The following is a 26690-nucleotide window of genomic DNA, read 5'->3' as shown; positions in this document are numbered from 1 at the left end:
CTTTGATCACGCGCATGCGTGATCGTTGGGCGCAGAGCCAGCCCTTCAAACTGGCTGCCTGAAGAATACGTGTGCGAATTTCAGAAACGGACTACTAAGCCAAAGGGGGAAGTCGGTAGCACGTGCATGCGCTGCGCCAAAACAAGTCCGCCTTTTCTGTCGGACTTGCGTCCACTACCAGTCGCTTGAACGCATTCCAGCCCTCGACATAGCCGTGGCCGGCCCGGTCGGCGGGGAAGTTGCTCTCGAACATGCACCGGGATGTACCGAAGGCGTCGATGCACGCTTCCATCCAGGGCCGCCAGGACCTCGCCAGTTCGACCGACAAAGGCACATCGACACGTCTGCTGCGCTCCAGACCAGTTAGCGGCATTCCCAGCCCTCCGAGCTTGACCATCACATTGGGACACAACGCAAGCTCGCGCAGCGCGGCGCTCCACTGGCGAAATACCTCGTCGCCTTTGCCTTCATAGCGGCCTTGTCCCAGGATGCCGCCGCAGTGGTTCAGGACAATCCGGGTATCAGGAAACGCACGCGCCAGCGCCGTCAGGCGAGGTATCTGATGGAAGTACAGCCAAGCATCGAAGCTCAGGCCCAATGGAGCCAGGTGCGAGAACCCTGCCCGAAACTCGGCCTGGTCGAGCAGGTCCTCGCTCGTCGGATACGCCGAGTTCAGCAAGGCGGGGTCAGAGTCCCACGCCACGACATGGCGAATCCCCCTGAAACGTCCGCCGCTTTCGACTGCTCCTCCTGCCGCGACGATATGGGCCTCCAGCACTGGCCGCACCGCGTGCCCGAGGCACAGATCGGCGCCCCCGACGATCGCAGCGCATGCGCGAATGGGGCCGTAGGTGCCGCTGGCGCACATCGCCGCCACACCGTTGGCGAATTCGGTTTCTCCAACGTGCTTGAATCGCTCGTCCCCGTCCTGGCGCAGCATGGCACGCGCCTGCACATAGACCGTCGCTCGAATGTCGTGGCCCGACCGGAGATCGGCCAGCAGCTCATCGAACAGATACCTTATTCCGGGCCGATCGTAGAGGTGATGGTGGGCATCGACGATGGGCTGGCCGGGCTCCAGCACGTCCTCCTTCGCCGCGCTGTGCTCGCCAAGCTGGCTCATGCAGTCGGGACGCTCGCCGGGAAGTGCGGGTCCAGAAGCTCGGGTGCGACGTTCTCGGGGATGCCAAGCTCGAACGCATTGAGCGTTAAGGCAACGAGGCAGTAGTAGCCGAGCACTCCGACGAGCTCGACAATGCCCTGTTCTCCCAAGTACGCAATGCCTCTTGCGTAGAGGTCCGCGCCGATCCTTCCCTCCCTGAGCAAGGCCAGGGAAACGTCGTACACGGCACGCTGCCGCTCGCACTGGACGTTGGGCACACGACGGGCGGCGATATCGGCGATGACTTCCGGCGGCAGACCCGCCTTCAGGGCCAAGGCCTTGTGTGCGGTCCATTCGTGGTGGGAAGTCCAGTGGCGTCCGCACACGAGGATCGCGAGTTCCGTGAGTTGTGGCTCCAGCGAGGTCTCGAAGCGCAGCAGTTCGCCGAGCTTCTGCGCACGACGCGCCAGTTCGGGATTGCGAAGCCAGGCGATCGTCGGGGCGGGAATCTTGCCCCTGGGGCCGGAGCGTGCCTCCGCGCACACCGACGCCTGCTCCGGGCTCAGCTCCGCGTCGGGTATGGCATTTAGTCGTGCCATGTCCTATCTCCTTGCAAGACCCAGGATCTCGCGCGCCTGGTCCGGCGTCGCGACCTCGGCATCCAGCTCCCGGACGATGCGCGCCGCACGCTCCACGAGCGAGGCATTGCCGGGGGCCAATTGGCCACGGGTCAGGTACAGGTTGTCCTCCAGGCCGACGCGGACGTGGCCGCCCAGCAGCACGGCCTGCGCCACCATCGGGAACTGGTACCGTGAAATGCCGAATGCACTCCAGCAGGCCTCCGGAGGCAGCAACTGCCGCATCGCCATCAGGGACTCGGCAGTGGCAGGCGCACCCCATGGCACGCCCAGACAGAACTGAAACCACAGCGGCCCGTCCAGCAGTTGGCGGTCGTACAGGTGCCGCGCATAGGCGGCATGCCCGAGGTCGAAGATTTCGAGTTCGGGCTTGATGCCGGCCGCCCGTATGGCCGCGGCCATCTTCTCAACGCCCGCGGGCAGGTTGAGAAAAGCGTGGGCGCCGAAGTTCATCGTTCCGATGTCCAGGCTGCAGATGTCCGGGCGCAGTTGAAGCACATGCTCCATGCGCTGCTCGGGCGTCGCCATCCCGGCGATCGCGTTCCTGTTGGGATCGGACTCGTCGGGCACGTACCGGCCGCCGGCGCCGGTGGTCAGGTTGATCAGAACATCGCTGCCGGCATCGCGTATCCGGTCCACGACCTCTTGGTAGAGCCGCAGTTCGCGGCTGGGTTTTCCTGTTTCGGGATCGCGCACGTGGATGTGGACGATGGCCGCGCCGGCGGCGCGCGCCGCCAGGGCCTCGCCCGCGATCTGCTTGGGCGTCACGGGGACATGGGCGCTGATCGCCGTGGTGTCTCCGCCGCCCGTCAAGGCGCAAGAAATGATGGTGGTGTGGCTCATGCGATTCCTAGAAAGATTCTGTGTAGTTCTTCGAGACCGCTGGACCCGGCCCGCGATCGAGGACTGCCATGTCGGGCGGTGCCTCTATTCGATCCTCGCGCCTGCCGCGCGGACCAATTCGGCCCATCGCGTGATGTCGGACCGGATCGTTTCCGTAAACTGATCCGGGCTACCGCCGGTGACCGTCGCTCCTTCTGAGGCGAGCCGTGCCCGCAGCTCAGGCTGCTTCAACACGTCGTTGACAGCCGACGAGAGCGTCCTGACGATCGTCTGCGGCGTGCCCGCGGGGGCCAGCAGCCCGAACCAGGTGCTGGCCTCGAAGTTCGCGAAGCCGGCCTCGGCCATCGTGGGCGCCTCGGGCAGATCCACCGCGCGGCTGGTCGTCGTCACCGCGAGCGCACGAAGCCGGCCGTTGCGGATGGCTTGGCGCACCGACGGCACCGACGTGAAGTAGCTGTCCACGGTCCCACTGATGACGTCGATCAGAGCCTGGCTCGCGCCCTTGTAGGGAATGTGCCGAAGCCGGACCTTGGCGGCGGTCTGGAACTGCTGGCCGGTGAGGTGGCCCAGCGAGCCGTTGCCCGACGATGCAAAACTCACGGTATCGGGAGCCGCCTTCGCCGCGGCCAGCAGATCGGACAGCGACTTGTATGGAGACGCCGCTGGGACGACGATCACCATGGGCGCCGTGGCGATCGAGGCGATGGGCGCGAGGTCCTTCAGCGGGTCGTAGGGCAGCTTCGCGTACAGCGAAGGGTTGATCGCCAGGTTGCTGGTCTGACCGAGCAGCAGGGTGTACCCATCCGCTGCAGCCTTGGCCGCGACGTCCACCCCCCAGGCCACCTCCGGCGCCAGGACGGTTCTCCACCACGAACGTCCAGCGATGGGTCGAAGTCAGCGGCTGGGTGATCTCCCGCGCGACGATGTCGGTGGCTCCCCCGGGAGGAAACGGAACCACCAGACGAATGGGCTTGCTCGGATAGCCTTGCGCGTGAGCCGCGCCGACCGGAGCCAGCGAGGCGATGGTGACCAGCAGTCCGGCCGCGACAGAGGCGAGTGCCCTGGCCCGGCAGTGCAGCAATGAAGCGAATGCGAACCGATTCATGTCATGCCCCCGGGCGCGCGGCCGTCATGCCGCCGTCCACGACCAGTTGCGTGGCTGTGATGTAGCCGGCTTCGTCGCTGGCGAGGAAGAGCACGGCGTTGGCCACATCCCAGGCGTCACCCATGCGGCCCATGGGCACGCTGGCATGCCGTTTGGCGATGAGCGACTGAGCATCCTGCGCGCCGAGCTGCTTCACCAGCCGGTGCTCGACGAGCGGCGTGTGCATGGTGCCCGGCACGACCGTGTTGACCCGGATGCCTTTCTTGACGTAGGCGATCGCGGTCGAGCGGCTGAATGCGAGGACGCCCGCTTTCGATGCCGCATAGGCCGCGCTGACGCGCCCCTCGACCGGGAAGCTCATGCAGCCGATGCTGGACACGTTCACGATCGCGCCGCCCTTGCCGCTCTGGGCGAACTGCTGCTCCATTAGCGGCAGCACGTGTTTGCACCCCAGAAAGGCCGTCTTGAGGTTCAGGTCCATCTGTGCGTCCCAGGTCTCTTCGCTCATCGACACCGGATCGCCGGGGGCGCTGCCGCCCACGTTGTTGACCAGGATGTCGATGCGGCCGTACCGTTGAACGCAGTCCTGCACCGCCGCCTTCACCTCGTCGCTGCGGGTCAGGTCGCACGCATGGCCTGTCCAGTTGGCCAATCCTTCCTGCTGCATCACTGCGCCGGTATCTTCGAGTGCCTTCGGATTCACATCCACGCCATAGACCGTCGCACCTTGCCGCGCCATCAGCACGGCGGTGGCCTTGCCATTGCCCCAGCCTTCGCCGACCGAACCCGCTCCGGCGACGAAGGCGACCTTGCCTGTCAGATCAAGCATGCGGTTCACCCTTTCCGCGCTCACTGGAGCAGTCCTGCTTCGCGGGCCTTGATCTGCAGCGCGATGTAATGCGAGTAGATGCGGGTATGTGCGAGGCCGCCGCCGATGAACCAGAGGCCTGGCTGGGGCGTCGGCCGGAACATGTTGGCGAGTTCGCCGTCCGGTGCGATGCCCCAGATCTGGCCCACCTTCTCAGCGATGTCCGGTCCGAGAATGTCCCGCACCACTTCCTGCTGGTTGTGATAGCCCGTCGCCGTGACCAGCAGGTCAGCATTCACGATACTGCCGTCCTTCAGCCGCACGCCGTCCGCCACGAAGCGGTCGATGTCCTCGTACTGCAGCAGGCCGATCTGCCCGTTGACGATCATGTCGGAGGCACCGCAGTTGAGGTAGTAGCCTCCGAAGCGACGGCGCAGCTTCATCTGGTGCCCGGTTTCGTCCTCGCCGAAATCGAGCTTCATGCCTTTGGCCTTGAGCCCTTCGAGCAAGTCCTTGTCGATCTCCTTCATCTTGGCCACGTTCATCTGGTAGCCGCGCACCAGCAGCGGATATGTGCTGGACGCGGCGATCAGGTCCGTGTCTTCCAATGGCAGGCCTTCGTTGTAGTAGATGGCGTGGTTGAGCCCCGCGGCCTGCACGCTGGCGACGGTGATCGAGCCGCGTTGGATCAGCTTGACCTCCGCGCCGCTGCTGGCAAGGTCCTGGGCGATGTCGTGGCCGCTGGTGCCCGCGCCCAGCACCAGGGCGCGCTTGCCGCGCCAGGGCGTGCCGCTCTTGAACGAATGCGTGTGGATGACCTCGCCCTTGTAGTCGTCCAGGCCCGGCGCAACGGCCTTGCGCGGAGCTCCGACGACGCCGTTCGCGAAGACGATGTGCCGCGGACGCAGAACACGCTCGCTACCATCAGCGCGGCGCACACGTGCCTGCCACTGCTGATTCTTTTCGTCGTAGGTGCCGGACACGAGGGTGGTCTCAGTCCAGACGTTGCATTCCATCGCCTCCGCGTAGGTCTCCAGCCACTGGCCCACCATGTCCTTGGGCAGGTACTTCGGCCAGCTCGGCGGAAACGGCAGGTAGGGCAAGTGGTTGAGCGCCACCTGGTTGTGCAGGGCGAGCGCGTGGTAGCGGGTGCGCCAGACATCGCCCACGCGGGGCAGCGAGTCCACCACCAGCGCATCGACACCGAGCAACCGCAGCCGCGCCGCCACCGCGAGCCCGGCCTGGCCGGCGCCGACGATCAGCACGGCGGGCTCTCGATCACGGAACAGCGGTTCCTCGGCCCGGCGGTCCGCCCAGTTCGGCCCGCCGAACATGCGCATGTCCTCGGCGCCGCTCGGCCGCCGCGCGCCGACTGGCTCCTCGTGACCTTTGAGTTCTTTCAAGGACGTCATGAGGATCCACGCCTTGCCGGGCTGCTCCTCCAACAAACGGACCACGCCCTCCGCACGCCCCGCGGCGGTCTCGAACTCGAAGATGGCCTCGATCACCCCGAGGCCCAGGCGCTTGACTAGGCGCGACGGCGTGCGGGTATCCGGCAGCGAGAACCCCTTGGCCTGGACACGCGGCTGGGTCCTGAGGAGCTGCTCGACAATGGCGGAAAGGCTGTCGTGAGGGGTGATGTTCCAGGTGAAGGCCAGGAGATCGCGCCAATGGCATTCGGCCGCGAAGAGCGCCCTGAGGTCCTGCTCCGAGCCTTGGGCAAGCGCCGTCTCAAAGGAGCGAAGCCACTGCCTCACATGTTTGGCAGGCGTTATCGATTGCACCGCGCTCCTGCGCTCCAAAGTCGTTGCGTCCATATCTCAGTCCCCGGTGGGTAGTGAATGCTTTAATGAGTGAAATCGACTATAGATAGCGTGGCCGTCGGGCGATATGCAGCAAAGTGGCAAGCGCTATTGCGTCGGATGCAAAGGTCGCCTGCGAGTCAGGCAACCAAGGTTGAAGGGACATCCTGGCGTGTGACCGGGAGTCTCTGAATCTTTGTAAAGGTTGTGTGCGCACATGGAAGAACTCGCTCGAATTCAAACTTTCATCAGGGTCGTGGAGGCCGGCAGCTTCTCGGCGGCGGCGCGCGACAGTTCGTCCACGAGTTCGGTGGCTCGCCAGATCAAGTCGCTGGAGGATGAATTGGGCGTGCGCTTGCTCAATCGCAATACACGGGGAATTTCTCTCTCGGAGCCCGGCCGGCTGTTCTACGAGCGGGCATGCAAGTTGGCGTCGGACCTGAGCAATGCGAAGTCGGAGGCGCAGTCGTTTCAGCAGAGCGTCAAGGGGATGCTGAGGGTTTCGTTGCGGGTTTCCACGGGAACGACCGTCATCATTCCTGCACTACCCGCATTCCTCGAGAAGTATCCCGAGTTGTCTCTGGACATCACGTTGACCGATGAAAGACAGGACCTCGTGGCGAGCCACATCGACGTCGCGGTATGGATGGGCCAGCTACCCGATTCCGACATCGTTGCGCGACGCCTGATTCCCAGCCAGCGCATCGTGTGCGGCGCACCGAGCTACTTCAAACGGCACGGCGTTCCCGTCACCCCCAGGGAACTGGAGCGGCATAGCTGCCTTCTTTTTACGGCGCCTCAGTATGGGACCACCTGGCGTTTCCACCGAGATCGCGTCCATGAGGAAATCCAAGTCGCAGGAAAGCTGCGTACCGGCAATGTGCTGGCCCTTCTTTCCGGCGCACTGTCGGGACTGGGCATGATCATGGTCCACGAATGGATGGTGCGCTCCCAGATCGAAGCCGGCGCACTGGCTCGCGTATTGCACGACTACACGGTGAGCCCGATCTCCACAGACGCCGATCTGCACGTTGTTTATCCCAGCAGCCGAGGCATGTCGTTGAAGGTCCGCGTGTTCGTGGATTTCCTTGTTCAACTCTTTGACGGCAGGCATGCACCACTCTCCGGTGGCTAGCATGCACCGTCAGTGGCCGTGGCATTCAGTTCGCGCGAGCCAGGCGAGCGACGTTCTTCCAGCGGGCGACCTCGCGCGTCATTTCCGCTTCGAGCGCACCGGCTTCAACGGGTTCCTGGGTCAATATCTGCTTCTCGCAGAATTGCTTGAACTCCGGGGTTTGCGCTATTTGTGCGATCTGCTGGGACAGTACACGAATGACGGGTTGAGGCGTTCCATTCGGCGCCATGAAATCGAGCTGGGAAGAAACCTCGAATCCCGAAACGCCCGCCTCGCTGACCGTGGGCGTGTTCGGCAGGGCATCCCACCGTTTTGATCCGGTGACTGCCAAAGCCCGCAGCTTGCCGGACTGGATCAATGGCAAAACGCCGGTGGATGTTTGGCAGCTGAAGGAGATTCTTCCTCCCACCACATCCGTGACAGCCATGGTGGTTTCCTTGTAGCCGACGTGCTGGGCCTTGGTTCGGCTCATGTCGTTCAGGATGACCGAGCAGAGATGCGCGCTGCTTCCAGCCCCTTGGGACGAATAGGTCAGGGTGTTGGGGCTCTTGTGCATCGCTGCGATCAAGTCGGGCAGGCTCTTATAGGGCGAATCCGCCGGCACCACGATCGCGAATGGCACGCGCGCGACGCGTGCCACGGGTGCGAAATCCTTCAGTGGATCCAATGGAGGCGGCGTGACATCCGTGAACAGGGGAAGGAGATACAGGGGAATTCCCGTGAGGATCAGCGTATAGCCGTCCGCCGGGGCACGTGCGGCAGCTTGGTAGCCGAGCAATCCGCCGGCGCCCGGTCGGTTCTCGACAACCACGGGGGTATTCAGCCTCTTCGAGAGGGGGTCGGCAAAGAACCTCGTGATGGCGTCGATCGATGTTCCGGCGGATGCCGGAACGATGATTCTGATCGGCTTCGAGGGGAATCGATCCGCAAATGCCGTTCCTGCACCCACCAGGGGCAACGCTCCAAGCAGACCGATGAAGCGTCTTTTGCTCTTATCCATGAGAAGTGTCTCCTTCTATACCGATGTCTTGTCGGCTTGACGTATGTCAGCCTGCTTCTCTGAAGTCTAGGTTTAACTCGAACTGGGGCAATCGGCGCTCTTGGCAAGGTGCTTTGCACCAGATGGCAAGCGAAGGACAACTCGCGTTCTTAGACTGATTTGTCTCGCAACCAAACACGTCAGTGAACGCCATGAAAAAGAAACTCAACCTTGCGGAGGCAAAGGACATCGCCGTGTCGTACCTCACGCATCACGGAATGCCAGCCGACCATGCAGGCATGGTCGCAGACCATCTGATCTACGCGACCCTGGCCGGCCACGACTTTGCCGGGCTGTCCCGACTGCAACCGATCGCGGGCATGCTGAGGGAACGCGGCCCAGGCGGGGCGATCACCACCTTGCGGGAGACATCCCTTTCCGCGCTCATCGACGGGGCGAACGTCAATGGCTACGTGACGTCCGTGCTCGCTATGGACAAAGCCATCGCCCTGGCGAAGCGCAGCGGCATCGGGGTCGTCGGTGTCAGCAATAGCTGGTTTTCCGGAATGCTTCGATACTACGTAGAGCGCGCCGCAGATGTCGACCTGATCGGCATGCACGCGGGCAACTCCACCGCTCGCGTGGCGCCGTTCGGCGGTATCGACCGGCTGCTCGGAACCAATCCGATCGCGTTTGCTTTCCCGGCAGACCCCGTGCCGCTGGTCATCGACTTTTCGTCCGCCTCGGTGATGTGGGGAGACGTGCTGTATCACCAGCAGATCGGCCAGCCCTTGCCAGAGGGGCGTGCCGTCGATCCCTCGGGCCAGCCGACGACCGACCCTGCGGCGGCCCTGCGCGGCGCCATTCTGGCCTGGGGAGGCGCGCGCGGATCGGCGCTGTCCATGATCGTCCAGGCCTTGGGCATCCTTGGTGGCAGCGACCCCATCGTCCGTGATGGCGGTGGCCGCTGGGGTTACTTCTTTTTGGCGCTTGATCCAGAACTGCTCATGCCGCTTCAGGACTTTAAGAAGAACATTCAGAGCCTGCAGCAACAGGTGGAGGGCTCCAGGCCCGTTCCCCATGGTTCGTCTGTCAGGGTTCCAGGTAGCGCAGCCACGCGAAAGGTCCGCGAAGGGAAAACTCGAGGCTGGCTGGAGGTGGACGAACCAATATACAACGCCATCACCAGCCATAGCTCCTCATTTCCATGATGGCGTAGTCACAGAGCGAGTTTCCCAACAAGTACCCGAGAGGTGCGTCAGCACTGCGCGCACCTGGCGCCTCGTTTTAAGGAAAGGGGCCCGATTCGTAAGGTCTGTGACCCTGCACGCCCGCGTCTGCTGGACCGAGGATCGAAGGCCCTGACCTCCGGCTTTGTCGGGGTGTCGATGCGGCAGGGTAGCCTTGGGCTTTCATCTCAGCCGAGCCCTGCTCTGCCAACGAATCTGCTTAGCGCCGCTTTGGGGTTGGCGGGAGCGCCACGCGCAGCGCATTGAGCACCAGCGAGAACGCGGGCGAAGGCTGCCGGCGGCTCGGGTAGTACAGGTAGTAGCCTGGGAACGGGGGGCACCAGTCCTCCAGAACACGCACCAGGCGCCCTTCCTCAAGGTAGGGCGCGAACTCTTCTTCAGGCAGGGAGGCGATACCCACCCCCGCCACCGCCGCATCCACCATGCTGGGCGAGGTGTTGAAAATGAGCTGTCCGTCCACCCGCACGTTCAATGCCTGGCCCCGGCGCTCGAAGTCCCAAGTGTAGAGACCGCCCGCCGTCTGCATGCGCATGTTGATGCAGTTGTGCTTGAGCAGATCGCGCGGCGTCTTGGGGATGGGATGCGTCTCGAAGTACGCAGGCGAAGCCGCGATCGCCATGCGCAACTGCGGCCCGATCGGGACCGCGATCATGTCTTTGTCGATGGTATCGCCCAGCCGTACACCCGCGTCGAAGCGGTCGGCCACGATGTCCTTGAATCCGTAGTTGATGTCGAACTCTATCTTGATGTCAGGGTATTCGAGCAGCAAGGGCGTGAGCTTGGGCAGCAGCGTGGTCCGAAGGATGTGTTCGCCGCAAGTGATCCGCACCGTGCCGGCCGGCTTGTCCCGCATCTCGGTCAACTCATCGAGTTCCGCGTCGATCTCGTCGAATCGATGACCGATGGCATTGAGCAGTCGCTCGCCTGCCGCGGTGAGCGACACACTGCGCGTGGTGCGCGTGAGCAACCGGATCTCCAGCCTGGCCTCGAGGCCGCTGATGGCTTGGCTGAGGGCCGATTGCGTGACGCCCAGCAGCGAGGCGGCGCGCGTGAAGCTGCCTTCCCGCGCTACCGTCACGAAGTAAAGGAGATCGTTGAAGTTGCGTTTGACCATGGTGCTAGTTTTCCACGGCGAATTGATTAGCGCAACTTATATGCCTTTTAAGATTTCATTAGCTAGTCAGGTTGACTTCCAAGCCCCAACATTCAAGGCATGAAGAAGTCGATACCGATGCCCTGGGTTGGCCAAGCGCCGAACCCCGCGGGTTTCATGCGCAACCGATGAAAACGGAGATGAAGAATGGCAACTACCGACCTGAAACGCATCCATGAGAATGAAACCGTATCGCCCAGCCGTCGGCGCGTGATCCTCGGCGCTTCCGCGCTGACGGCGGCACCGCTAGCCTCGCTTTTTCCGGCTCTACCGGCGTTCGCGCATCACGGGTGGCCCGGCTTCAACACCGACCGCCTCATCTACATCGCGGGAACAGTCTCTTCGGATGGTGTCTGGGGTAATCCGCACTCGCTCTTCGATGTAGGCCTGGACAGCAACCTACCTGCCCGCACTCCCAAGCTCGCGATTCCAAAGGAGTTGCAAGATCCCGAAGACAGTGCCCGTGTTAGTGCCGCGCCCTCGTACAAAGGCCCCCACAAGGAGTTGGAGATCATCATCGCACCGCCGGCTTGGTCCGGCAGGTGGGGCTTGGGCCGCGCGCTGAAGATCGGGGAGCGTTTCCAGGCAGTCGGCTACATCAATCGGACAGACGACAGCCTGTTTCGGCCCGTTGTGTTCTGGTATGGGAATGACGCAGTGCCTGTGAACCAGGTACTGGGCAACACGCTCCCTGTACGAGCGCCGCTGTCGAAATAAGGCTTCTGCGACAGATGCCTGAATTGCTCAACTCGTTGCTGAAGCTGCTGCAGGGCTCAGCGCTCGGGGAGACGGTGCGGAACGCCGAATTCCTCTATCCCGTGCTTGAGGCTAGCCACATCCTTGGGATCGCTCTCCTTGTCGGCCCGGCTTTCACCTTCGACCTCCGGCTGCTGGGATTCGGACACCGCGTCGTGCCCGTCACCACAGCCGCGCGCAATCTGCTGCCCGTCTCCCATATCGGCTTTGCCATCGCCTTTATCACGGGCATCGCACTGTTGAGCTCGCAAGCGACCGTGGTCGCTGGTACCGCAGCTGCGCCGTGGAAGTTCGGCCTGCTGATCCTCGCTTGCCTCAACGTGCTGGTGTTCCACGGCGGCATCTACCGCCGCGTCAACGAATGGACGGAGGGCGCCGCGACACCGGTCGCCGCCCGCGCTGGGGCAGGCGTGTCACTGATCGCATGGACAGGCGTGATCTTCGCCGGCCGGCTCCTCGCCTACACCTGATCTTCGGAGCGTCGGGATCGACTCCAAACCTCAATCCCTGTTCTTCACATCGACTTCAACTTGAAAGATATCCACCATGAGCACGCTGAGCATCAATGATCGCGACGCTACCCAAGAGTCCGCTGTGACTGCCGAGCGACGTGGCTTCCTGCAGACGGCTGGCCTCGCCGCTATTGGCGCTGCACTACCCATTGGCGCCGCATCGCTGGCAATACCCGCCTTGGCGCAGACCCCGCAACATGGCGGCAGCATCCAGGCGTACACCATCGGCAAGCGCAAGCTGGGCAAGCTGCAGGTGTCGGAGTTGGGCTTCGGCTGCATGAGCAACAGCCCCGGCCACTACGGCCCGGGCGTGGACCGCGCGACGAGCGTCCGCGTGATCCGCGACGCCTACGAGCGCGGCATCACCTTCTTCGACACCGCCGAGGTCTATGGTCCCTACGTGAACGAAGAACTCGTGGCCGAAGCGCTGGGCCCGGTGCGCAACCACGTCGCCATCGCCACCAAGTTCGGCTTCAAGATTGACGGCACGAACGGCCTGGACAGCCGGCCCGAGCGCATCCGCCGCGTGGTCAAGGAATCGCTCAAGCGCCTGAAGACCGACCGCATCGACCTCTACTACCAACACCGCGTCGATCTGACTGTGCCGATCGAGGACGTGGCTGGCACGATCAAGGACCTGATCCAGGAAGGCAAAGTGCTGCACTTCGCCTGTCCGAGCCCAGCGCGCGCACCATCCGCCGCGCCCATGCCGTCCAGCCCCTCGCAGCGATCCAGACCGAGTACTCGATCATGGAGCGCAGCGTCGAGCGCAACGGAGTGCTGCAGGCCTGCGGGGAACTGGGCATCGGCTTCGTGCCCTGGGGCCCGCTGGCCAGGGCTTCCTGCCTGGCAAGCTGCCGCTGAACGCACAGGCCGGGTTCGATGGCAAGACGGACCTGCGCAAGACTTTCCCGCGCTTCAGCGCCCAGGTCATGAAGGCGAACCAGCCGATCCCGGACTTCCTGAAGGCCTTTGGCGAGAAGAAGGGCGCGACGCGTGCGCAGATTGCGCTGGCGTGGCTGGCGGCGCAAGAGCCCTGGATCGTCTCCATTCCCGGCACGACCAATCTGGACTACGCGCGCGAGAACCTCGGCTCAATCAACGTCAACCTCACGCCGGAAGACCTGCGCGAGATCGAAGCGGCCTTGTCCAGGATCACCGTCCACGGCGGCCGCATGGACGCCAAGCAGATGGACCAGATCGGCAAGGACTGAACGTCCGCAGAGCCGTGCTCGCCGGACGAGCGCGGCATTTCCCATAGACATCAGGGCAGAGAACGAAGAATTTTCATGACGATCCACACAGGTGATGCCTCGACAGCCACTTTTTCCACTCGCAATACCAAAGCGCAGCCCGCCAATTGGAGCGGCGTTTTCGCGATGTCGCTGTGCGTCTTCGCACTGATCGCATCCGAGTTCATGCCAGTCAGCCTGCTGACGCCGATGGCGGCCGACCTCCACGTCACCGAGGGCATGGCCGGGCAAGGCATCGGGATCTCGGGCGCGTTCGCCGTGCTGACCAGCCTGTCAATCTCCTCGCTGGCAGGTGGCATGAACCGCAAGACACTGCTGCTGGTGCTGACTGCACTGATGGCCTTGTCTGGCGCCGTGGTCGCGCTTGCACCGAATTACCTGATCTACATGGTCGGACGCGCGCTCATCGGCGTGGTCATCGGCGGCTTCTGGTCCATGTCGGCCGCCACCGCCATGCGGCTGGTGCCAGCGACACAGGTGCCGCGCGCCCTGGCGATCTTCAACGGCGGCAACGCGCTTGCCACGGTCATCGCCGCACCGCTGGGCAGCTACCTGGGCTCAGTCATGGGTTGGCGCGGAGCGTTCTTCTGCCTGGTGCCGGTAGCCGCGATTGCGCTGACCTGGCAATGGATCAGCCTGCCTGCCATGCAGGCCCAGGAACGCACGCCGGGCTCAGGCAACGTCTTCAAGGTACTGAGCAGCCGTCCCGTTGCGCTGGGCATGGCCGCGTGCGGCGCTTTCTTCATGGGACAGTTCGCCTTGTTCACCTACGTGCGCCCGTTCCTTGAAACGGTGACGCACGTGAGCGTGTCCGCGCTGTCGCTGATCCTGCTGGTGATCGGCGTGGCCGGCTTCATCGGAACTGCTCTGATCGGCACCATCCTCAAGCGCGGCCTGTACAGCACGCTGATCACGATTCCGGTCCTGATGGCGGTCATCGCGCTGGCGCTGATTCCCACCGGGGCCTGGGTGGCCGCGGTCGTGATGCTGCTGGGCCTGTGGGGCTTGATGGCGACGTCAGCACCTGTTGGCTGGTGGAGCTGGATCGCCGAAGCCATGCCGCACAACGCCGAGGTCGGCGGCGGCTTGATGGTGGCGGTGATCCAGTTGGCCATTGCCCTGGGCTCGACTGTGGGCGGCGTGCTGTTCGATTCGGCGGGCTATCGCAGCACCTTCGTGGTGAGCGCTGCTGTGCTGCTCGTCGCGGCCTTCCTCGCCTTCCAGACCTCTCGTTCGCAAGTCCGGCAACCGGCCTGAGTTGCACACCACCAGGAGAAACCGATGACCACGAATTTCAGTGTCTCTCTCAGCAGCCAACGCCGTTCGGCGATTAATAGCCGCCGCGCGCGTGGCCTGCAGGCCGTGCGCGGGATTGGTCTGCTTTGCGGGCTGCTCGTGCTCGGAGGATGCGACGCCGCCCAGCCGGGCGCATCTGGCTCGCCCACCGCCACCACTGCGGCGGCCACTGTCCAACCGGAGGAATCTCGCATGTGGATGACTGTCGGCGAACGCCGTTTCGCCTTTACGCCGGCCGATACCGAGGCTGCCCGCGCATTCGCCGCGATGCTGCCGCTCTCGATTGACATGGCCGACCTCAACAGCAACGAGAAGCACGCCGAGCTGCCGAAAGCGCTGCCCACGAATGCCAGCCGACCCGGCACCATCCGTAACGGCGACATCATGCTGTACGGATCGAAGACGTTGGTGGTCTTCTACCTGACCTTCAGCTCTTCCTACTCGTACACCCGCCTCGGCCGCGTGGACGACCCCGCTGGCCTCGCGCAGGCACTCGGCAGGGGCAACGTGCGAATCGAGTTCTCCAAGGACTGAGCAACGATGAAGAACGTGATGCTGATCGGCGCCAGCGGCAGTACGTCGAGAGAGATCATCCCCCGTCTGCTGGAACAGGACGACGTGAAGCTGACCCTGTTCCTGCGCCGCGCCAGCCCCATACAGAGCGATCGCGTCGATGTCGTGGAAGGCGATGCCACCCGCCTCACGGACCTGACCCGTGCGATCCGCGGGCAAGAGATCGTCATCAGCACCATGGGCGGCCTGGACCTGGACGCCAAGACGGCGAACATCGTTCGCGCCATGAAGGAGGCCGGCGCCCGCCACCTCGTCGTCATCAGCGCCGGTGGCATCTATGACGAGCTGCCAGAACCGTTCAATGCATGGGACAAGGGCATGGTCGGCCAGTACCGCCCCATCAATCTGAAGACGGCCGAGGTGGCCGAGCAATCGGCCCTGACCTACACCGTTCTGCGCCCGGTCTGGCTGACCAGCAAGCCCACTGAGGAATTCCAGCTGACCCGCAAAGGCGAGACCTACAAGGGCACAGAAACCTCGCGCGCCAGCATCGGCCGATTCGTGGCGGACGTCGTCAGGAACCCCGATCACTACGCCAACCAGAACCTTGGAATCAGCCAGCCCGACACCGATGGCGACCGGCCGGCTGCCTACCGCTGATTTCTTTGGGACCGCAGAAGGAAGCACATGATGAACGTCACCTACGACTTCAAGGGTCAGGTTGCGCTGGTCACCGGCGCAGCATCCGGCATGGGACTCGATACGGCGCGTGCCTTCGCCAGTGCCGGGGCGGCGGTCACATTGGCGGACGTGAGCGAGGCCGCCCTGCAGCAGGCCGTGAACGGGATCGTGGCCGGCGGCGGCAAGGCCATCGGCGTGGTGTGCGATGTAGCCAACGAAGCCCAGGTGGCGGCGGCGGTGAAGCGCACGGTGGATGAATTTGGCCGCCTGGATGCCGCGTTCAACAACGCCGGCATCCAGATCCCCGCGTCGGAGATCGCGGACCAGTCCATCGAGGACTACAACCGCATCAGCGCCATCAACCAGCGCGGCGTCTGGGCTTGCATGAAGCACGAGTTGGCGCAGATGCGCAAGCAAGGCAGCGGCGCAATCGTCAACTGCTCATCCATCGGCGGGCTCACCGGTCGGGCGTTGATTGCCGCCTACCACGGCACCAAGCACGGCGTGATCGGCCTGACCCGCAGCGCGGCGCTTGAATACGCCACGCGCGGCATTCGCGTTAATGCCGTGTGCCCCGGCACGATCGACACCCCGATGGTCTCGTCCATGCTGGACAAGGGGATGCTGGCGATGGAAGACCTGCTGCGCGACCTGCCGATGAAGCGCCTGGGACGCGGTGAGGAGATCGCCGACGCGGTGCTCTGGCTGTGCAGCTCGGGCTCGACCTTCGTGACCGGCCAGGCGCTGGCCGTGGACGGCGGATTCACCGTTTACTGATCATCACGCCGGCAGGTGTTGCCGGCGCACAGAGAAGGTAGCAAACATCATGATCAAAGACAAAGTCATCATCATCACAGGCGCCTCGTCCGGCATCGGCGAAGCCACGGCCAAGCTGCTCGCCAGCCAAGGCGCCAAGGTCGTGCTCGGCGCGCGGCGTGCCGACAACCTGAAGCGGATCGCCGACGACATCCAGCAGCATGGCGGCAAGGCGGTGTACCAGGAACTGGACGTCACCCGGCAGTCCGAGAACGACGCCATCGTCAAGCTGGCCAAAGACCGCTTCGGCCGCGTAGACGTCGTTTTCCTGAATGCTGGCCTGATGCCGAACTCGCCGCTGTCGGCGCTCAAGACCGACGAGTGGCACCAGATGGTTGATGTCAACGTCAAGGGCGTGCTCAATGGCGTCGCGGCCGTGCTGCCGGAGTTCCTGGCCCGGAAGTCCGGCCATGTCATCGCCACCTCGTCGGTGGCGGGGCTCAAGGCCTATCCCGGCGGCGCCGTCTACGGCGGAACCAAATGGTTCGTACGCGACTTCATGGAAGTCCTGCGCATGGAGTCCGCCATGGAAGGCACAAACATCCGCACCGCGACGATCTACCCGGCGGCCATCAATACCGAGTTGCTCAAGACGTTCACCGACAAGGCGTCGCTTGACCAGATGCAGGGCATCTACGACACCCATGGCATCTCGCCGAACCGGATTGCCAGCGTCGTGGCTTTCGCAATCGATCAGCCCGAGGACACGACGATCAACGAGTTCACGGTCGGCCCCGCCAATCAACCTTGGTAAGGGCCGATCCATGACTCCAGCATCTTTCAGCGAAGCGGGCCCCCAGCAAGGCGGCCGGCCTGCCACCAAAGTACGAACAGCCCTCGCTGCCACATGCCTGCTCATGGGCATGGGCCTCATGCCGGGAGCTTCGGCCCAGCAGAGCAGTGTGACCGGGCTGGCCTACGACGCGCAGACGCGAAGCGCAGTGCCGGTCCCGGCGTCCGAACGTGCCTTGCAGACCGCCGCGGCCGAGCCTTGGTTCAAGGTCTCTGACGAAGGGCCAATCCTCGAAGGGGCGATCTTCGACCGCAGCGGCAATCTGCTTTTCTGCGACGTGAGCGGGCGTCGCGTGCTCCGCCTGACGCCAGACAAGCAGTTGTCCACCGTCGTCACGCTGGACGCGCTCTCGCCGGGCGGCCTGTCCTTCCACCCGGATGGGCGCCTGTTCATCGCTGCGCTGGACATTCCGAACGGACGCGGGGCGATCTTCGCGGTGAACCCGGACGGCTCGGGCCTGCAGGCGATCGTGCCGCCTGTGGCCGGGTACATGCCCAATGACCTCGTGTTCAATGCGCGCGGCGGCTTCTACTTCACCGATTTCAAGGGCAGCGCGACCGAACCCAAGGGCGGCGTGTACTACGCCGCGCCGGACCTGACCACCATCAGGCTGGTGCTGCCTCATCTCGCAATGGCCAACGGGCCGGCGCTCGGCCCCGACGGCAAGACGCTGTGGGCCACCGAGTTCGGCCGCAACCTGCTGCACCGGATCGAATTGGCCGACGCGACCACCATCGCGCCCATCGGCTCGTCCATCGCCTACCACTTCACTGGACCCGCGCCGGACTCGATGCGGGCGGACGCCGATGGCAACGTGTACGTGGCAATCTACGGACAGGGCCGCGTGCTGGCCTTCAACCGCAACGGGATCCCCATCGGCCAGGTGCTGCTGCCCGGACGCGATGGTGGCCACAACCTGGCCTCCACGAGCCTGGCCATCCACCCCGGCAGGAACGATCTCTACGCCGTCACCAGCGACATGGACCGCGGGCAAGGCGCGACGGTGTTCCACGCCAAGGTCTTCAGCAAGGGGCTGCCTCCTGCTTCATCCCAATAACGCTATGCCGCCACAGCGCGCACAGCGCCTGGCGGCCTGATCGGAGGACACGCTCATGGACCGTCAAGGTTTTCTCACTGCAGGCGCCGGACTGGGTTCGACCGTGGCCGCGGCTTCGGTGCTGACCGCCGCGACATCCTGGGCGCAGATGCCGCCGAGTTCCCGAAGGGCGTCTCCCATGTCCAATGCACAACGAGGTCGCAACAGGGACGGCAAGGCACGCGTGTTCGTCACCGGCTCGGCCGACGGGCTCGGCCATGCCACGGCCAAGACACTGCTGGCCCAGGGCCACGAAGTCGTGGTGCATGTGCGCTCCCAGGCCCGGTTGTCAGCCGTGAAGGAACTGGTAGATCAGGGCGCCGCCGCTACCATCGGCGACCTGTCGGACCTCGCGCAGATCCGCGACCTCGCCAACCAGGTGAACGCTATCGGCCCGATCGATGCGGTCATCCACAACGCGGGCGTCCTCTCGGGCTCGCAGGTGCTGGTCGTCAACGTCATCACGCCGTATCTGCTCACGGCCCTGATCCAGCGCCCCAGGCGCTTGGTCTACCTGAGCAGCAGCATGCACCGGGGCAGACACGCCAGCCTGGCCGGCATGGACTGGTCCGGGCGCACCTCCACGGGCAGCTACTCGGACAGCAAGCTGTTCGTTACCGCACTGGCCGCGGCCGTTGCACGGCTGTGGCCCGACGCCCTCAGCAACGCCGTCGATCCGGGCTGGGTGCCGACCAAGATGGGCGGCCCGAGTGCGCCCGACGACCTGCGGCTGGGGCATCTGACCCAGGAGTGGCTCGCCACCAGCGACGACGCCAAGGCGCTGAGCAGCGGCGGCTATTGGCATCACCAGCGGCGTGAGCAGCCGCATCCCGCCGTCAGCGACACCAAGTTTCAGGACCAGTTGCTGGCCGAACTCGCGCGGGCCACCGGCACCAAGCTGGCGTGAAGGTGCCCACCGCATCCCCTGCATGAAGAGATCCTGGAGTCGTTTTCTCATGGCCTTCCTCGGTATCGCCATCCTCGGCGCGGTCGGCGCCATCGCCTATCTGCAGCAGCCCGTGTTCGGAGAGTTGCCCAGCGGCGAGCGGCTGGCGCGCATCGAGCGCTCGCCCAACCATGTAGGCGGCGCGTTCCGCAACCAGATCGACACGCCCATGCGCACGACCGACCAGTCCGAGTGGTCAATGTGGATGGAAACCCTCATCGGGGAGATGGGCCAGACCCGACCGCCGGGCGCCGTACCCGCCATGAAGACCGACCTCAAGGCGCTCGATCCCGCCCAAGACTTGGTGGTTTGGCTCGGCCATTCGTCCTACTTCGTGCAACTGGGCGGGCAACGCATCCTGATCGATCCGGTCTTCAGCGCCAATGCCGCGCCCATACCCGGCGCGAACCGGGCGTTCGAGGGCACCAACCTCTATACCGCCGACGACATTCCCGAGATCGATGCGCTGCTGATCAGCCACGACCACTACGATCACCTGGACTATCCGACCGTACGGGCGCTCCAGCCCAAGGTCCGGCAGGTGATCGTGGGACTGGGAGTGGGGGCGCATTTCGAGGCCTGGGGCTACGACATGAGCGCCATGCGCGAGGCTGACTGGAATGAGGCCGTCGCGCTGACGCCGCAGGTGCAGGTCCACGTCACCCCGGCCCGGCACTATTCCGGGCGCACCTTCACCAGGGACCAGTCGCTGTGGGTCGGCTTCGCGCTGGTATCCCCGGAGCGGCGCCTCTTCGCCAGCGGCGATTCGGGCTACGGGCCGCACTTCGCCGAGATCGGCCAGCGGCTCGGCCCCTTCGACTGGGTGGCCCTCGACGCCGGCCAGTACGACCCGCGCTGGGCGAACGTCCACATGACCCCCGAACAGGCCGCGCAGGCGGCCGAGGAACTGCGTGCCCATGTGCTGATGCAGGCGCACGTGGGCCGTTTCTCCATCGCTCCGCATGACTGGGATGACCCGTTCAAGCGCATCGTTGCGGCCAGCCGCGGGCATGGCTATGCACTGTGGACGCCAAAGATTGGACAGGCGATGTATCTGGACGGCCGCACGCAGGCGTTCGCCGCATGGTGGGAAAGCGGCGCAATGAACAAGTGGCCCCGCCTCCCGGCCAACGTCCAAGGAGAAATGAAGTAGTGCAGCAGTCCGCCGTACCGTCGCTGTGGCAGCGCCTGGCAGGCGTGCGCCCCGAAGAAGCACCCGCAGTCCTTTGGTCCACCCTATACGTTCGGCCTTCCTGCCGCCGGCTGAGTGCGCGCACCTTGATGCAGAGGCCGATTCCCCGATGAGCCCGACTTTCGTCTTCTTCCGCTCCGTCGTCCTGACCCTCGCGGTGGGCCTGTTCCTGCTGGCGAGCGGCAGCGCCGCGCGCCGGCCGAGGGCTCAAGTGGCCTTCTGGGCCACCGCCGCGCTTGTGCACCTGGTCTGGTGGTTCCTGCCCGAGCTGGAGGGCATCTGGAGCCAGGCTGGCAGATGGATGGTCACCATCTGGGTCGGTGCGCTCGTGACGGCGGTGCTCCTGACCGTGCCGTTCGCGCTGCTCCTGGCCGGGCGCTGGCTGCTCGGGCGGCGTATGCCGGCGGGGACACAGGCGCACGGCCCACGGGTGCAACTCCTGTATGTCGGCCTGTCGCTGGTGGTCGGCATCGCCGTGAGCTTCGGTACCGTGGGCGGCCCCCTCGTGCGCGAGGAAGTGGTCCAGGTAAGCGGTCTGCCCGAAGGCCTGGATGGCCTGCGCATCGCCAACATCGGCGATGTCCATGTCGGCCCCTTCATCAAACCCGCCGACCTCACCGCCGCCGTGAATCTCGTCAACGCCCGCAAGGTTGACCTGCTGGCGATCACCGGCGACCTGATCGATGACCTCGACCAACTCGAACCAACGCTGGACGCCCTGGAACGCAGCCAGGCGCTACCGGTGCTCTCCATCCTCGGCAACCACGACAAGTACCCCAACGAGGCTGCCATCGTCGCTGCGCTCAAGCTCCGCAATCCACGCATCGAGGTGCTGATCAACAGCAGCATCCAGATCCATCCGCGCGGCGTTCCCTTGCGCGTGGCCGGCGTGGACTACCCGCTGGCCGCGGACGGGCGCCACATGCTGCCACGCGACGAGCAGGACGCCGCCATGCTCAGGTTCGCCGACTTGGCTTTCGCACAGATGGCGCCCGGCGAGCCCTTGGTCGTGCTCTCGCATCATCCCGAGTTCTTCCCCATCGCCTCGGCGCGCGGGGCCATCCTCACGCTGTCCAGCCACACGCACGGAGGCCAGGTTCGTCTCTTCGGGCGGCCGGTGATCGCCGCCTACGACTACATGCACGGCATCTACCGGGAAGGGAATGCCTACCTCGACGTGAGCTCAGGGCTGGGTCACTGGCTCCCCCTGCGGATCGGCGTGCCGCGCGAGATTTCGATCGTCACGCTGCGGCGCGGCTGAGGCGCACGCCGCCAGCAAACCCATTGCAACGACTCATCAGGAGAACCCCACCTATGCGCCATTGATGCCAGAAAACCCACAGGACGCGGAAGTGGCTGGCACCGCACTGTACGCAGCCTATCCCTTGGCAATGCCCAACCGCCTACGCCTTTGAGCGTGACAGAAAGGACCCTCACGATGAAATACCCCATCGAGACCGAACCACCGGTCGATCTGAGCGCAGACGAAGCAGCGCTCCTGAGAGAAATGCCCGAGTTAGATGGTGTCGGCCAGTCGCGACGCACCTTCATGATCAACTCCGCCGCAGGCGGCGTTGGCCTGTTCGCGGCGAACCTGCTGGCCCAAGAGGCCGCGCTGGCACAGATGCCGCTTGCCAAGGGCGCCGCCACCGCGCCGATCAAGGCGCAGAACGTCGTCAGGGTGGGCTTGCAGGTCAACGGCGTGCAGCAGACCCTGGAACTCGACTCGCGCGTCGTGCTGCTCGACGCCTTGCGCGAACGCCTGGCGTTGACCGGTTCGAAGAAAGGCTGCGATCAAGGCCAATGCGGTGCCTGCACGGTGCTGGTGGACGGCCAGCGCGTCCTCTCCTGCCTCACCCTGGCAGCGACGCTCGAAGGGCGTGAAGTCACCACCATTGAAGGGTTGGCCCGGGGCGATCAACTGCACCCGGTGCAGGCCGCCTTCATCAAGCACGACGGCTTCCAGTGCGGGTACTGCACGCCGGGACAGATCTGCTCAGCCGTGGGCCTGCTGGGCGAGGCGCGCCGCGGCGACGTCAGCCACGTCACCGCCGATGTCAGCAAGACGACGACACGCCTGACCGACGATGAAATCAAAGAGCGCATGAGCGGCAACATCTGCCGCTGCGGCGCCTATCCCGGCATCGTTGCCGCGGTGCAGGAGGCGCACTCGGGCCGCCAGACCGCCCAGACGTGGGGATTCGCCACAGATACGCAATTGGCGTCGTTGCGCAAGGAGGATGGCCATGAGACCGTTTGAGTATGTGCGGGCGGCCGATGCCGCATCGGGCGCTACCGCGGTGGCGAGCGTTCCTGGCGCGAAGTTCCTCGCGGGCGGCTCCAATCTTGTGGATCTGATGAAGGAAGACGTCGAACGGCCCACGCGCCTGGTGGACATCCGCCAGTTGCCGCTGCGGCAAATCCAGCGCACCCGCGTCGGCCTCTCCGTCGGGGCGCTGGCGACCAACACCGAGACCGCCAACCATCCGCTGATCCGCGAGAACTACCCGCTTCTGACCCAAGCCATCGTCGCGGGCGCCTCCGGGCAGTTGCGCAACATGGCGACCAATGGCGGCAACCTTCTGCAGCGCACCCGCTGCAACTACTTCTACGACACCGCGACGCCGTGCAACAAGCGCGAGGCCGGCACCGGCTGCGGTGCGCGCGAGGGGCTGAACAAGATCCACGCCGTCCTCGGCTGGAGCGAAGCGTGTGTGGCAACCTACCCGGGCGACATGGCCAACGCGCTATATGCACTCGACGCCAATGTGCGCGTGCGTGCGACGGACGGCCGCGACCGGCTGATCCCGATCGGCGATTTTCACCGCCTGCCCGGTGACACGCCGCAGCGGGACAACAACCTCGAGCACGGTGAGTTGATCCTCGCCATCGAATTGCCGGTCTCGGCAGCGGAGTTCGCGCGCAACTCCCACTACCTCAAGGTGCGCGATCGGACCTCGTACGCCTTCGCGATGGTCGCCGTCGCGGCCGCCCTGCAGCTCGACGGCGGCACCATCCGCCAGGCACGGGTGGTGCTGGGCAGCGTCGCCCACAAGCCCTGGCGCAGTGCCGAGGCCGAGGCCGCGCTGGTCGGCCGGCGTGCGAACGAGAACACGTTCAGCCAGGCCGCCCAAGCCGCGCTGAGCGATGCCCGTCCGCTGGCCCACAACGCCTACAAGGTGGAATTGGGTCAACGATCCGTCGTGCGTGCGCTGATGCGCGCCGCCAAACTGGCTTGAGCGCAAGGAGAATCGCCATGGCACGCTATCTCGGAAAAGAAACGACCCGCGTGGACGGGGTCGCCAAAGTCACGGGCAAGGCCAAGTACACGGCCGAGTTCCAGGTTCCGCACGTCGCTTACGGTTTCATCGTGCAAAGCACCGTGACCAAGGGCCGGATCACCGCAATCGATATCCGCGGAGCCGAACAGGCCGCAGGCGTCGTGCGCGTCTTCACCCACCTCAACGCGCGCCGCCTGGGCAAGAAGGCAGCAGCCGAGGGGCCGCCGCAATGGTCCTGGCCACTGCAATCGGACCGGGTGTTCTTCAACGGCCAGCCGATCGCCCTGGTGGTCGCCGAGACCTACGAGCAGGCGCGCCATGCCGCGCGGCTGGTGAAGGTGTCCTATCAACGCGAGGCGCATTCGACCGATCTGGAAACCGTGCTGGATCGCGCACAACCCGACCCGGACACGGCCAAGAGCGTCCCGCGAGGCAACCCTACGGCTGCGTTGCAGGCGGCGGCGATCAAGGTCCAATCTGAATACCGCATTCCGATCGAGCACCACAACCCGATCGAGCCGCACGCGGCGATTGCCTTCTGGGAGGGCGAGCACCTCACGATCTTCGACAAGACCCAGAACGTCTACGGCGTCCAGGAGCACCTGGCCGAAGGCCTGGGCGTGCCGGCCGAGAACATCCGTGTGGTGTCGCCCTTCGTCGGCGGCGCCTTCGGCTCCTCGCTCAAGCCGAACTACTACCCGTCGCTAACCGCGATGGCCGCGCGCGAGCTCAAGCGTCCGGTCAAGGTGGTTTTCACGCGGGCGCAGATGTTTACTGGGCACGGCTATCGGCCGCAGACGATCCAGAAGGTCACCCTCGGCGCGGACCGAAGCGGCAAACTGCAGGCTATCGTCCACGAGGCCTTTCACAACACCTCCTCGTTCGAACCGTTTTCCGACAACACCACCGGCTTTCTCAAGCAGGTCTATGCCTGCCCCAACCTGCATGCGCCGCTCAAGGTTTCGGCCACCGATCTGGCGACGCCGACCTGGATGCGCGCCCCGGGTGCGGTCAGCGGCATGTTCGCGCTGGAGAGTGCGATGGACGAGCTGGCCTATGCGCTGAAGATTGACCCGCTGCAGCTGCGCCTGATCAACTATGCCGAGGTCGATCCGGAAAGCGGAAAGCCCTTCTCCAGCAAGGCCCTGCGCGAGTGCTACCGCCTGGGCGCGGAGAAGTTCGGCTGGAAGAGCCGCAACCCCGAGCCGCGCTCAATGCGCGATGGCAAGCTGCTGGTCGGCTGGGGCATGGCGTCGAGCGTGTGGGGCGCCCTGCAGATGCCCGCGAGCGCGCGCGTCATCTACCGCGCCGACGGCACCGCCAGCGTGACCAGCGCGACCAGCGACATCGGGCCGGGCACGTACACGGTGATGAGCATGATCGCCGCCGAATTCCTGGGGCTTCGGCTGGACCAGGTGAAGTTCGAGCTGGGTGACACGCGACAACCCCAGGCGCCGGCCCAGGGCGGTTCGTGGACTACCTCCAGCGTCGGCTCGGCGGTGCGCGGCGCGGCGCTGACCATCACCGCGAAGCTGCTGGACCTGGCGAACCGGGAGGCCGCCTCGCCCCTGCGCGGCATCGCAGCCACGGACGTAGAGATGTTTGACGGCCGCTTACGCGCCAAGGGTGATCCGTCGCGCTTCGTCGATATCGCCGAGATCATGCGGCGCACGGGCACCAGCGAGATCAACGAGGTTCACAACTCCACGCCGTCACCCGAACGCGCGAAGTATGCCTCGCTGGCCCACGGCGCCCAGTTCGTCGAGGTGAAGGTCGATCCCGACCTGGGCACGATCCGGGTGACCCGGGTGATCGAGATCACCGCCTGCGGCAAGATCCTCAATCCGCTGGCCTCGCACAGCCAGGAGATCGGCGGTGTGGTCTGGGGCATTGGCATGGCGTTGGAAGAAGCAACGGAAGTCGATCACCGCACCGGGCGCATCATGAACGCCAGTCTGCAGCACTACCACGTGCCAGTGAACGCCGACATCCACGCGATCGAGACCATCTTCGTCGAGGAAGAGGACACCATCGTCAATCCGCTCGGCGTCAAAGGCATGGGCGAACTCGGCATGGTCGGCATCCCGGCGGCCATCGCCAACGCGGTGTACCACGCCACCGGCAAGCGCATCCGCGACCTGCCGATCACGCCGGAAAAGCTGCTATGACTTCGCCCAACGCAACACAGCGCCCCTTGGCGGACAGAACCCCGAAAGTCCTCCGTCGCGGGCGTCGCGCATATGGCCGCGTCAGGCCGTGGCGCTGGTCCTGCTCGCCTTCGGGCTGGCACTTGCCGGCGGCGGTGCAGTGCTGGCTGCCAGCGGTGGCTCGCCCTGGTACCTGCTCACCGGTGTGGCGTGCATCCTCAGCGGCGTCTTACTCTGGCGGGGCGATGTGCGAGGGGTGTGGATCTATGGCGCGATGCTGGTCTGGACCGTGGCATGGAGCATTTGGGAGGTGCTTTTCCGGCTGGCCGCTTGCGCCGCGGCTCATTGCCCCCTTCGTTCTCTCCGCCTTGTTGCTCCTCCCGTCGATCAGGCGGCTTCCGGCAGGCAGGTCGGCCCCATGGCGGACTCACGGCTGGGCTACCTTCACCGGGGCATCGGTCGTAGCGCTGGTGCTCGGCGGCCTCGCCCATACCTTAGTAGTCCGTTTCTGAAATTCGCACACGTATTCTTCAGGCAGCCAGTTTGAAGGGCTGGCTCTGCGCCCAACGATCACGCATGCGCGTGATCAAAGC

24 protein-coding genes and 1 pseudogene are annotated in these 26690 nt (G+C 64.8%); 17 read left to right on the top strand and 8 right to left on the bottom strand.

The window, feature by feature from the left end:
• Positions 1–94: 94 nt before the first annotated feature.
• From ABEA07_RS13565 to ABEA07_RS13540, 6 genes are all read right to left on the bottom strand, one after another.
• Positions 95–1123: an amidohydrolase family protein gene (locus ABEA07_RS13565; protein WP_345538451.1), complete on the bottom strand. Its 1029-nt coding sequence runs from the start codon at positions 1121–1123 to the stop codon at positions 95–97.
• Positions 1120–1701, bottom strand: a complete 582-nt coding sequence (locus ABEA07_RS13560) for a carboxymuconolactone decarboxylase family protein (RefSeq protein WP_345538450.1) — start codon at positions 1699–1701, stop codon at positions 1120–1122. The genes ABEA07_RS13565 and ABEA07_RS13560 overlap by 4 nt, the downstream gene beginning before the upstream one ends.
• A gap of 3 nt (positions 1702–1704) precedes the next feature.
• A complete protein-coding gene (locus ABEA07_RS13555; RefSeq protein WP_345538449.1) occupies positions 1705–2583 on the bottom strand; it encodes a beta-keto acid cleavage family enzyme in 879 nt (292 codons plus the stop codon).
• 84 nt (positions 2584–2667) lie between these two features.
• The gene (locus ABEA07_RS13550) at positions 2668–3414 is read right to left on the bottom strand and encodes a Bug family tripartite tricarboxylate transporter substrate binding protein (RefSeq protein ID WP_345538448.1); all 747 of its coding nucleotides are present in this window, start codon (positions 3412–3414) and stop codon (positions 2668–2670) included.
• Between the two features lie 275 nt (positions 3415–3689).
• A complete protein-coding gene (locus ABEA07_RS13545; protein ID WP_345538447.1) occupies positions 3690–4517 on the bottom strand; it encodes an SDR family NAD(P)-dependent oxidoreductase in 828 nt (275 codons plus the stop codon).
• A 20-nt stretch (positions 4518–4537) separates the two neighbouring features.
• Entirely contained in the window at positions 4538–6253 is a 1716-nt protein-coding gene (locus tag ABEA07_RS13540) for a flavin-containing monooxygenase (RefSeq protein WP_345538446.1), read from the bottom strand.
• A gap of 262 nt (positions 6254–6515) precedes the next feature.
• Here ABEA07_RS13540 and ABEA07_RS13535 point away from each other — a divergent pair, with 262 nt between their 5' ends.
• The gene (locus tag ABEA07_RS13535) at positions 6516–7433 is read left to right on the top strand and encodes a LysR family transcriptional regulator (RefSeq protein ID WP_345538445.1); all 918 of its coding nucleotides are present in this window, start codon (positions 6516–6518) and stop codon (positions 7431–7433) included.
• Between the two features lie 25 nt (positions 7434–7458).
• Here the strand turns inward: ABEA07_RS13535 and ABEA07_RS13530 are convergent, their stop codons facing one another.
• Positions 7459–8433, bottom strand: coding sequence for a Bug family tripartite tricarboxylate transporter substrate binding protein (locus ABEA07_RS13530; protein ID WP_345538444.1), 975 nt, complete (start codon positions 8431–8433; stop codon positions 7459–7461).
• 191 nt (positions 8434–8624) lie between these two features.
• On the opposite strand from ABEA07_RS13530, the gene ABEA07_RS13525 reads away from it, so the two are divergent.
• Complete coding sequence (locus ABEA07_RS13525; protein ID WP_345538442.1) at positions 8625–9623, top strand: Ldh family oxidoreductase; 999 nt, start codon at positions 8625–8627, stop codon at positions 9621–9623.
• Between the two features lie 238 nt (positions 9624–9861).
• On the opposite strand, the gene ABEA07_RS13520 is transcribed toward ABEA07_RS13525, so the two are convergent.
• Positions 9862–10776: a LysR family transcriptional regulator gene (locus ABEA07_RS13520; RefSeq protein WP_345538441.1), complete on the bottom strand. Its 915-nt coding sequence runs from the start codon at positions 10774–10776 to the stop codon at positions 9862–9864.
• Positions 10777–10962: 186 nt separating this feature from the next.
• Between ABEA07_RS13520 and ABEA07_RS13515 the strand changes: the two genes are divergently transcribed.
• The 15 genes and pseudogenes from ABEA07_RS13515 (at position 10963) to ABEA07_RS13445 (ending at position 26118) form a co-directional block, all read left to right on the top strand.
• Entirely contained in the window at positions 10963–11532 is a 570-nt protein-coding gene (locus ABEA07_RS13515) for a hypothetical protein (protein WP_345538439.1), read from the top strand.
• A 14-nt stretch (positions 11533–11546) separates the two neighbouring features.
• Positions 11547–12041, top strand: a complete 495-nt coding sequence (locus tag ABEA07_RS13510; RefSeq protein WP_345538438.1) for a hypothetical protein — start codon at positions 11547–11549, stop codon at positions 12039–12041.
• Positions 12042–12306: 265 nt separating this feature from the next.
• Positions 12307–13297: pseudogene (locus ABEA07_RS13505) on the top strand (aldo/keto reductase).
• Between the two features lie 165 nt (positions 13298–13462).
• Positions 13463–14593, top strand: coding sequence for an MFS transporter (locus ABEA07_RS13500; RefSeq protein ID WP_345538454.1), 1131 nt, complete (start codon positions 13463–13465; stop codon positions 14591–14593).
• A gap of 24 nt (positions 14594–14617) precedes the next feature.
• Positions 14618–15166 carry a cyclophilin-like fold protein gene (locus ABEA07_RS13495; protein ID WP_345538437.1) on the top strand — a complete coding sequence of 183 codons (549 nt, stop codon included), beginning with the start codon at positions 14618–14620 and terminating at the stop codon, positions 15164–15166.
• 6 nt (positions 15167–15172) lie between these two features.
• Positions 15173–15805 carry an NAD(P)H-binding protein gene (locus ABEA07_RS13490; protein ID WP_345538436.1) on the top strand — a complete coding sequence of 211 codons (633 nt, stop codon included), beginning with the start codon at positions 15173–15175 and terminating at the stop codon, positions 15803–15805.
• A gap of 30 nt (positions 15806–15835) precedes the next feature.
• Positions 15836–16603: a glucose 1-dehydrogenase gene (locus tag ABEA07_RS13485; RefSeq protein WP_345538453.1), complete on the top strand. Its 768-nt coding sequence runs from the start codon at positions 15836–15838 to the stop codon at positions 16601–16603.
• A gap of 49 nt (positions 16604–16652) precedes the next feature.
• Positions 16653–17396, top strand: a complete 744-nt coding sequence (locus ABEA07_RS13480; RefSeq protein WP_345538435.1) for an SDR family oxidoreductase — start codon at positions 16653–16655, stop codon at positions 17394–17396.
• 103 nt (positions 17397–17499) lie between these two features.
• Complete coding sequence (locus ABEA07_RS13475; protein WP_345538433.1) at positions 17500–18492, top strand: SMP-30/gluconolactonase/LRE family protein; 993 nt, start codon at positions 17500–17502, stop codon at positions 18490–18492.
• A gap of 178 nt (positions 18493–18670) precedes the next feature.
• Entirely contained in the window at positions 18671–19438 is a 768-nt protein-coding gene (locus ABEA07_RS13470) for an SDR family NAD(P)-dependent oxidoreductase (protein WP_345538432.1), read from the top strand.
• Positions 19439–19487: 49 nt separating this feature from the next.
• Positions 19488–20630, top strand: a complete 1143-nt coding sequence (locus ABEA07_RS13465) for an MBL fold metallo-hydrolase (protein WP_345538431.1) — start codon at positions 19488–19490, stop codon at positions 20628–20630.
• A gap of 148 nt (positions 20631–20778) precedes the next feature.
• Positions 20779–21930, top strand: coding sequence for a metallophosphoesterase (locus ABEA07_RS13460; protein WP_345538429.1), 1152 nt, complete (start codon positions 20779–20781; stop codon positions 21928–21930).
• A gap of 177 nt (positions 21931–22107) precedes the next feature.
• The gene (locus ABEA07_RS13455; RefSeq protein ID WP_345538427.1) at positions 22108–22929 is read left to right on the top strand and encodes a 2Fe-2S iron-sulfur cluster-binding protein; all 822 of its coding nucleotides are present in this window, start codon (positions 22108–22110) and stop codon (positions 22927–22929) included.
• Positions 22916–23908 carry an FAD binding domain-containing protein gene (locus ABEA07_RS13450; protein ID WP_345538426.1) on the top strand — a complete coding sequence of 331 codons (993 nt, stop codon included), beginning with the start codon at positions 22916–22918 and terminating at the stop codon, positions 23906–23908. The genes ABEA07_RS13455 and ABEA07_RS13450 overlap by 14 nt, the downstream gene beginning before the upstream one ends.
• Positions 23909–23925: 17 nt before the next feature.
• Positions 23926–26118, top strand: coding sequence for a xanthine dehydrogenase family protein molybdopterin-binding subunit (locus ABEA07_RS13445; protein WP_345538424.1), 2193 nt, complete (start codon positions 23926–23928; stop codon positions 26116–26118).
• Positions 26119–26690 lie beyond the last annotated feature (572 nt).

The organism is Variovorax defluvii, assembly GCF_039541515.1.
GTDB classification, from domain to species: Bacteria; Pseudomonadota; Gammaproteobacteria; order Burkholderiales; family Burkholderiaceae_C; genus Variovorax; species Variovorax defluvii.
The sequence above is the reverse complement of the archived record's forward strand: the minus strand, read 5'-3'. Positions and strand labels throughout refer to the sequence as shown.

Coding starts and splice junctions, on each gene's coding strand:
- ABEA07_RS13535 (WP_345538445.1), top strand. CDS start 6,516: ATGGAAGAACTCGCTCGAATTCAAACTTTCATCAGGGTCGTGGAGGCC.
- ABEA07_RS13450 (WP_345538426.1), top strand. CDS start 22,916: ATGAGACCGTTTGAGTATGTGCGGGCGGCCGATGCCGCATCGGGCGCT.
- ABEA07_RS13515 (WP_345538439.1), top strand. CDS start 10,963: ATGGCAACTACCGACCTGAAACGCATCCATGAGAATGAAACCGTATCG.
- ABEA07_RS13520 (WP_345538441.1), bottom strand. CDS start 10,776: ATGGTCAAACGCAACTTCAACGATCTCCTTTACTTCGTGACGGTAGCG.
- ABEA07_RS13525 (WP_345538442.1), top strand. CDS start 8,625: ATGAAAAAGAAACTCAACCTTGCGGAGGCAAAGGACATCGCCGTGTCG.
- ABEA07_RS13490 (WP_345538436.1), top strand. CDS start 15,173: ATGAAGAACGTGATGCTGATCGGCGCCAGCGGCAGTACGTCGAGAGAG.
- ABEA07_RS13455 (WP_345538427.1), top strand. CDS start 22,108: ATGAAATACCCCATCGAGACCGAACCACCGGTCGATCTGAGCGCAGAC.
- ABEA07_RS13555 (WP_345538449.1), bottom strand. CDS start 2,583: ATGAGCCACACCACCATCATTTCTTGCGCCTTGACGGGCGGCGGAGAC.
- ABEA07_RS13475 (WP_345538433.1), top strand. CDS start 17,500: ATGGGCATGGGCCTCATGCCGGGAGCTTCGGCCCAGCAGAGCAGTGTG.
- ABEA07_RS13560 (WP_345538450.1), bottom strand. CDS start 1,701: ATGGCACGACTAAATGCCATACCCGACGCGGAGCTGAGCCCGGAGCAG.
- ABEA07_RS13545 (WP_345538447.1), bottom strand. CDS start 4,517: ATGCTTGATCTGACAGGCAAGGTCGCCTTCGTCGCCGGAGCGGGTTCG.
- ABEA07_RS13445 (WP_345538424.1), top strand. CDS start 23,926: ATGGCACGCTATCTCGGAAAAGAAACGACCCGCGTGGACGGGGTCGCC.
- ABEA07_RS13510 (WP_345538438.1), top strand. CDS start 11,547: ATGCCTGAATTGCTCAACTCGTTGCTGAAGCTGCTGCAGGGCTCAGCG.
- ABEA07_RS13485 (WP_345538453.1), top strand. CDS start 15,836: ATGAACGTCACCTACGACTTCAAGGGTCAGGTTGCGCTGGTCACCGGC.
- ABEA07_RS13500 (WP_345538454.1), top strand. CDS start 13,463: ATGTCGCTGTGCGTCTTCGCACTGATCGCATCCGAGTTCATGCCAGTC.
- ABEA07_RS13495 (WP_345538437.1), top strand. CDS start 14,618: ATGACCACGAATTTCAGTGTCTCTCTCAGCAGCCAACGCCGTTCGGCG.
- ABEA07_RS13480 (WP_345538435.1), top strand. CDS start 16,653: ATGATCAAAGACAAAGTCATCATCATCACAGGCGCCTCGTCCGGCATC.
- ABEA07_RS13565 (WP_345538451.1), bottom strand. CDS start 1,123: ATGAGCCAGCTTGGCGAGCACAGCGCGGCGAAGGAGGACGTGCTGGAG.
- ABEA07_RS13470 (WP_345538432.1), top strand. CDS start 18,671: ATGTCCAATGCACAACGAGGTCGCAACAGGGACGGCAAGGCACGCGTG.
- ABEA07_RS13465 (WP_345538431.1), top strand. CDS start 19,488: ATGGCCTTCCTCGGTATCGCCATCCTCGGCGCGGTCGGCGCCATCGCC.
- ABEA07_RS13530 (WP_345538444.1), bottom strand. CDS start 8,433: ATGGATAAGAGCAAAAGACGCTTCATCGGTCTGCTTGGAGCGTTGCCC.
- ABEA07_RS13460 (WP_345538429.1), top strand. CDS start 20,779: ATGAGCCCGACTTTCGTCTTCTTCCGCTCCGTCGTCCTGACCCTCGCG.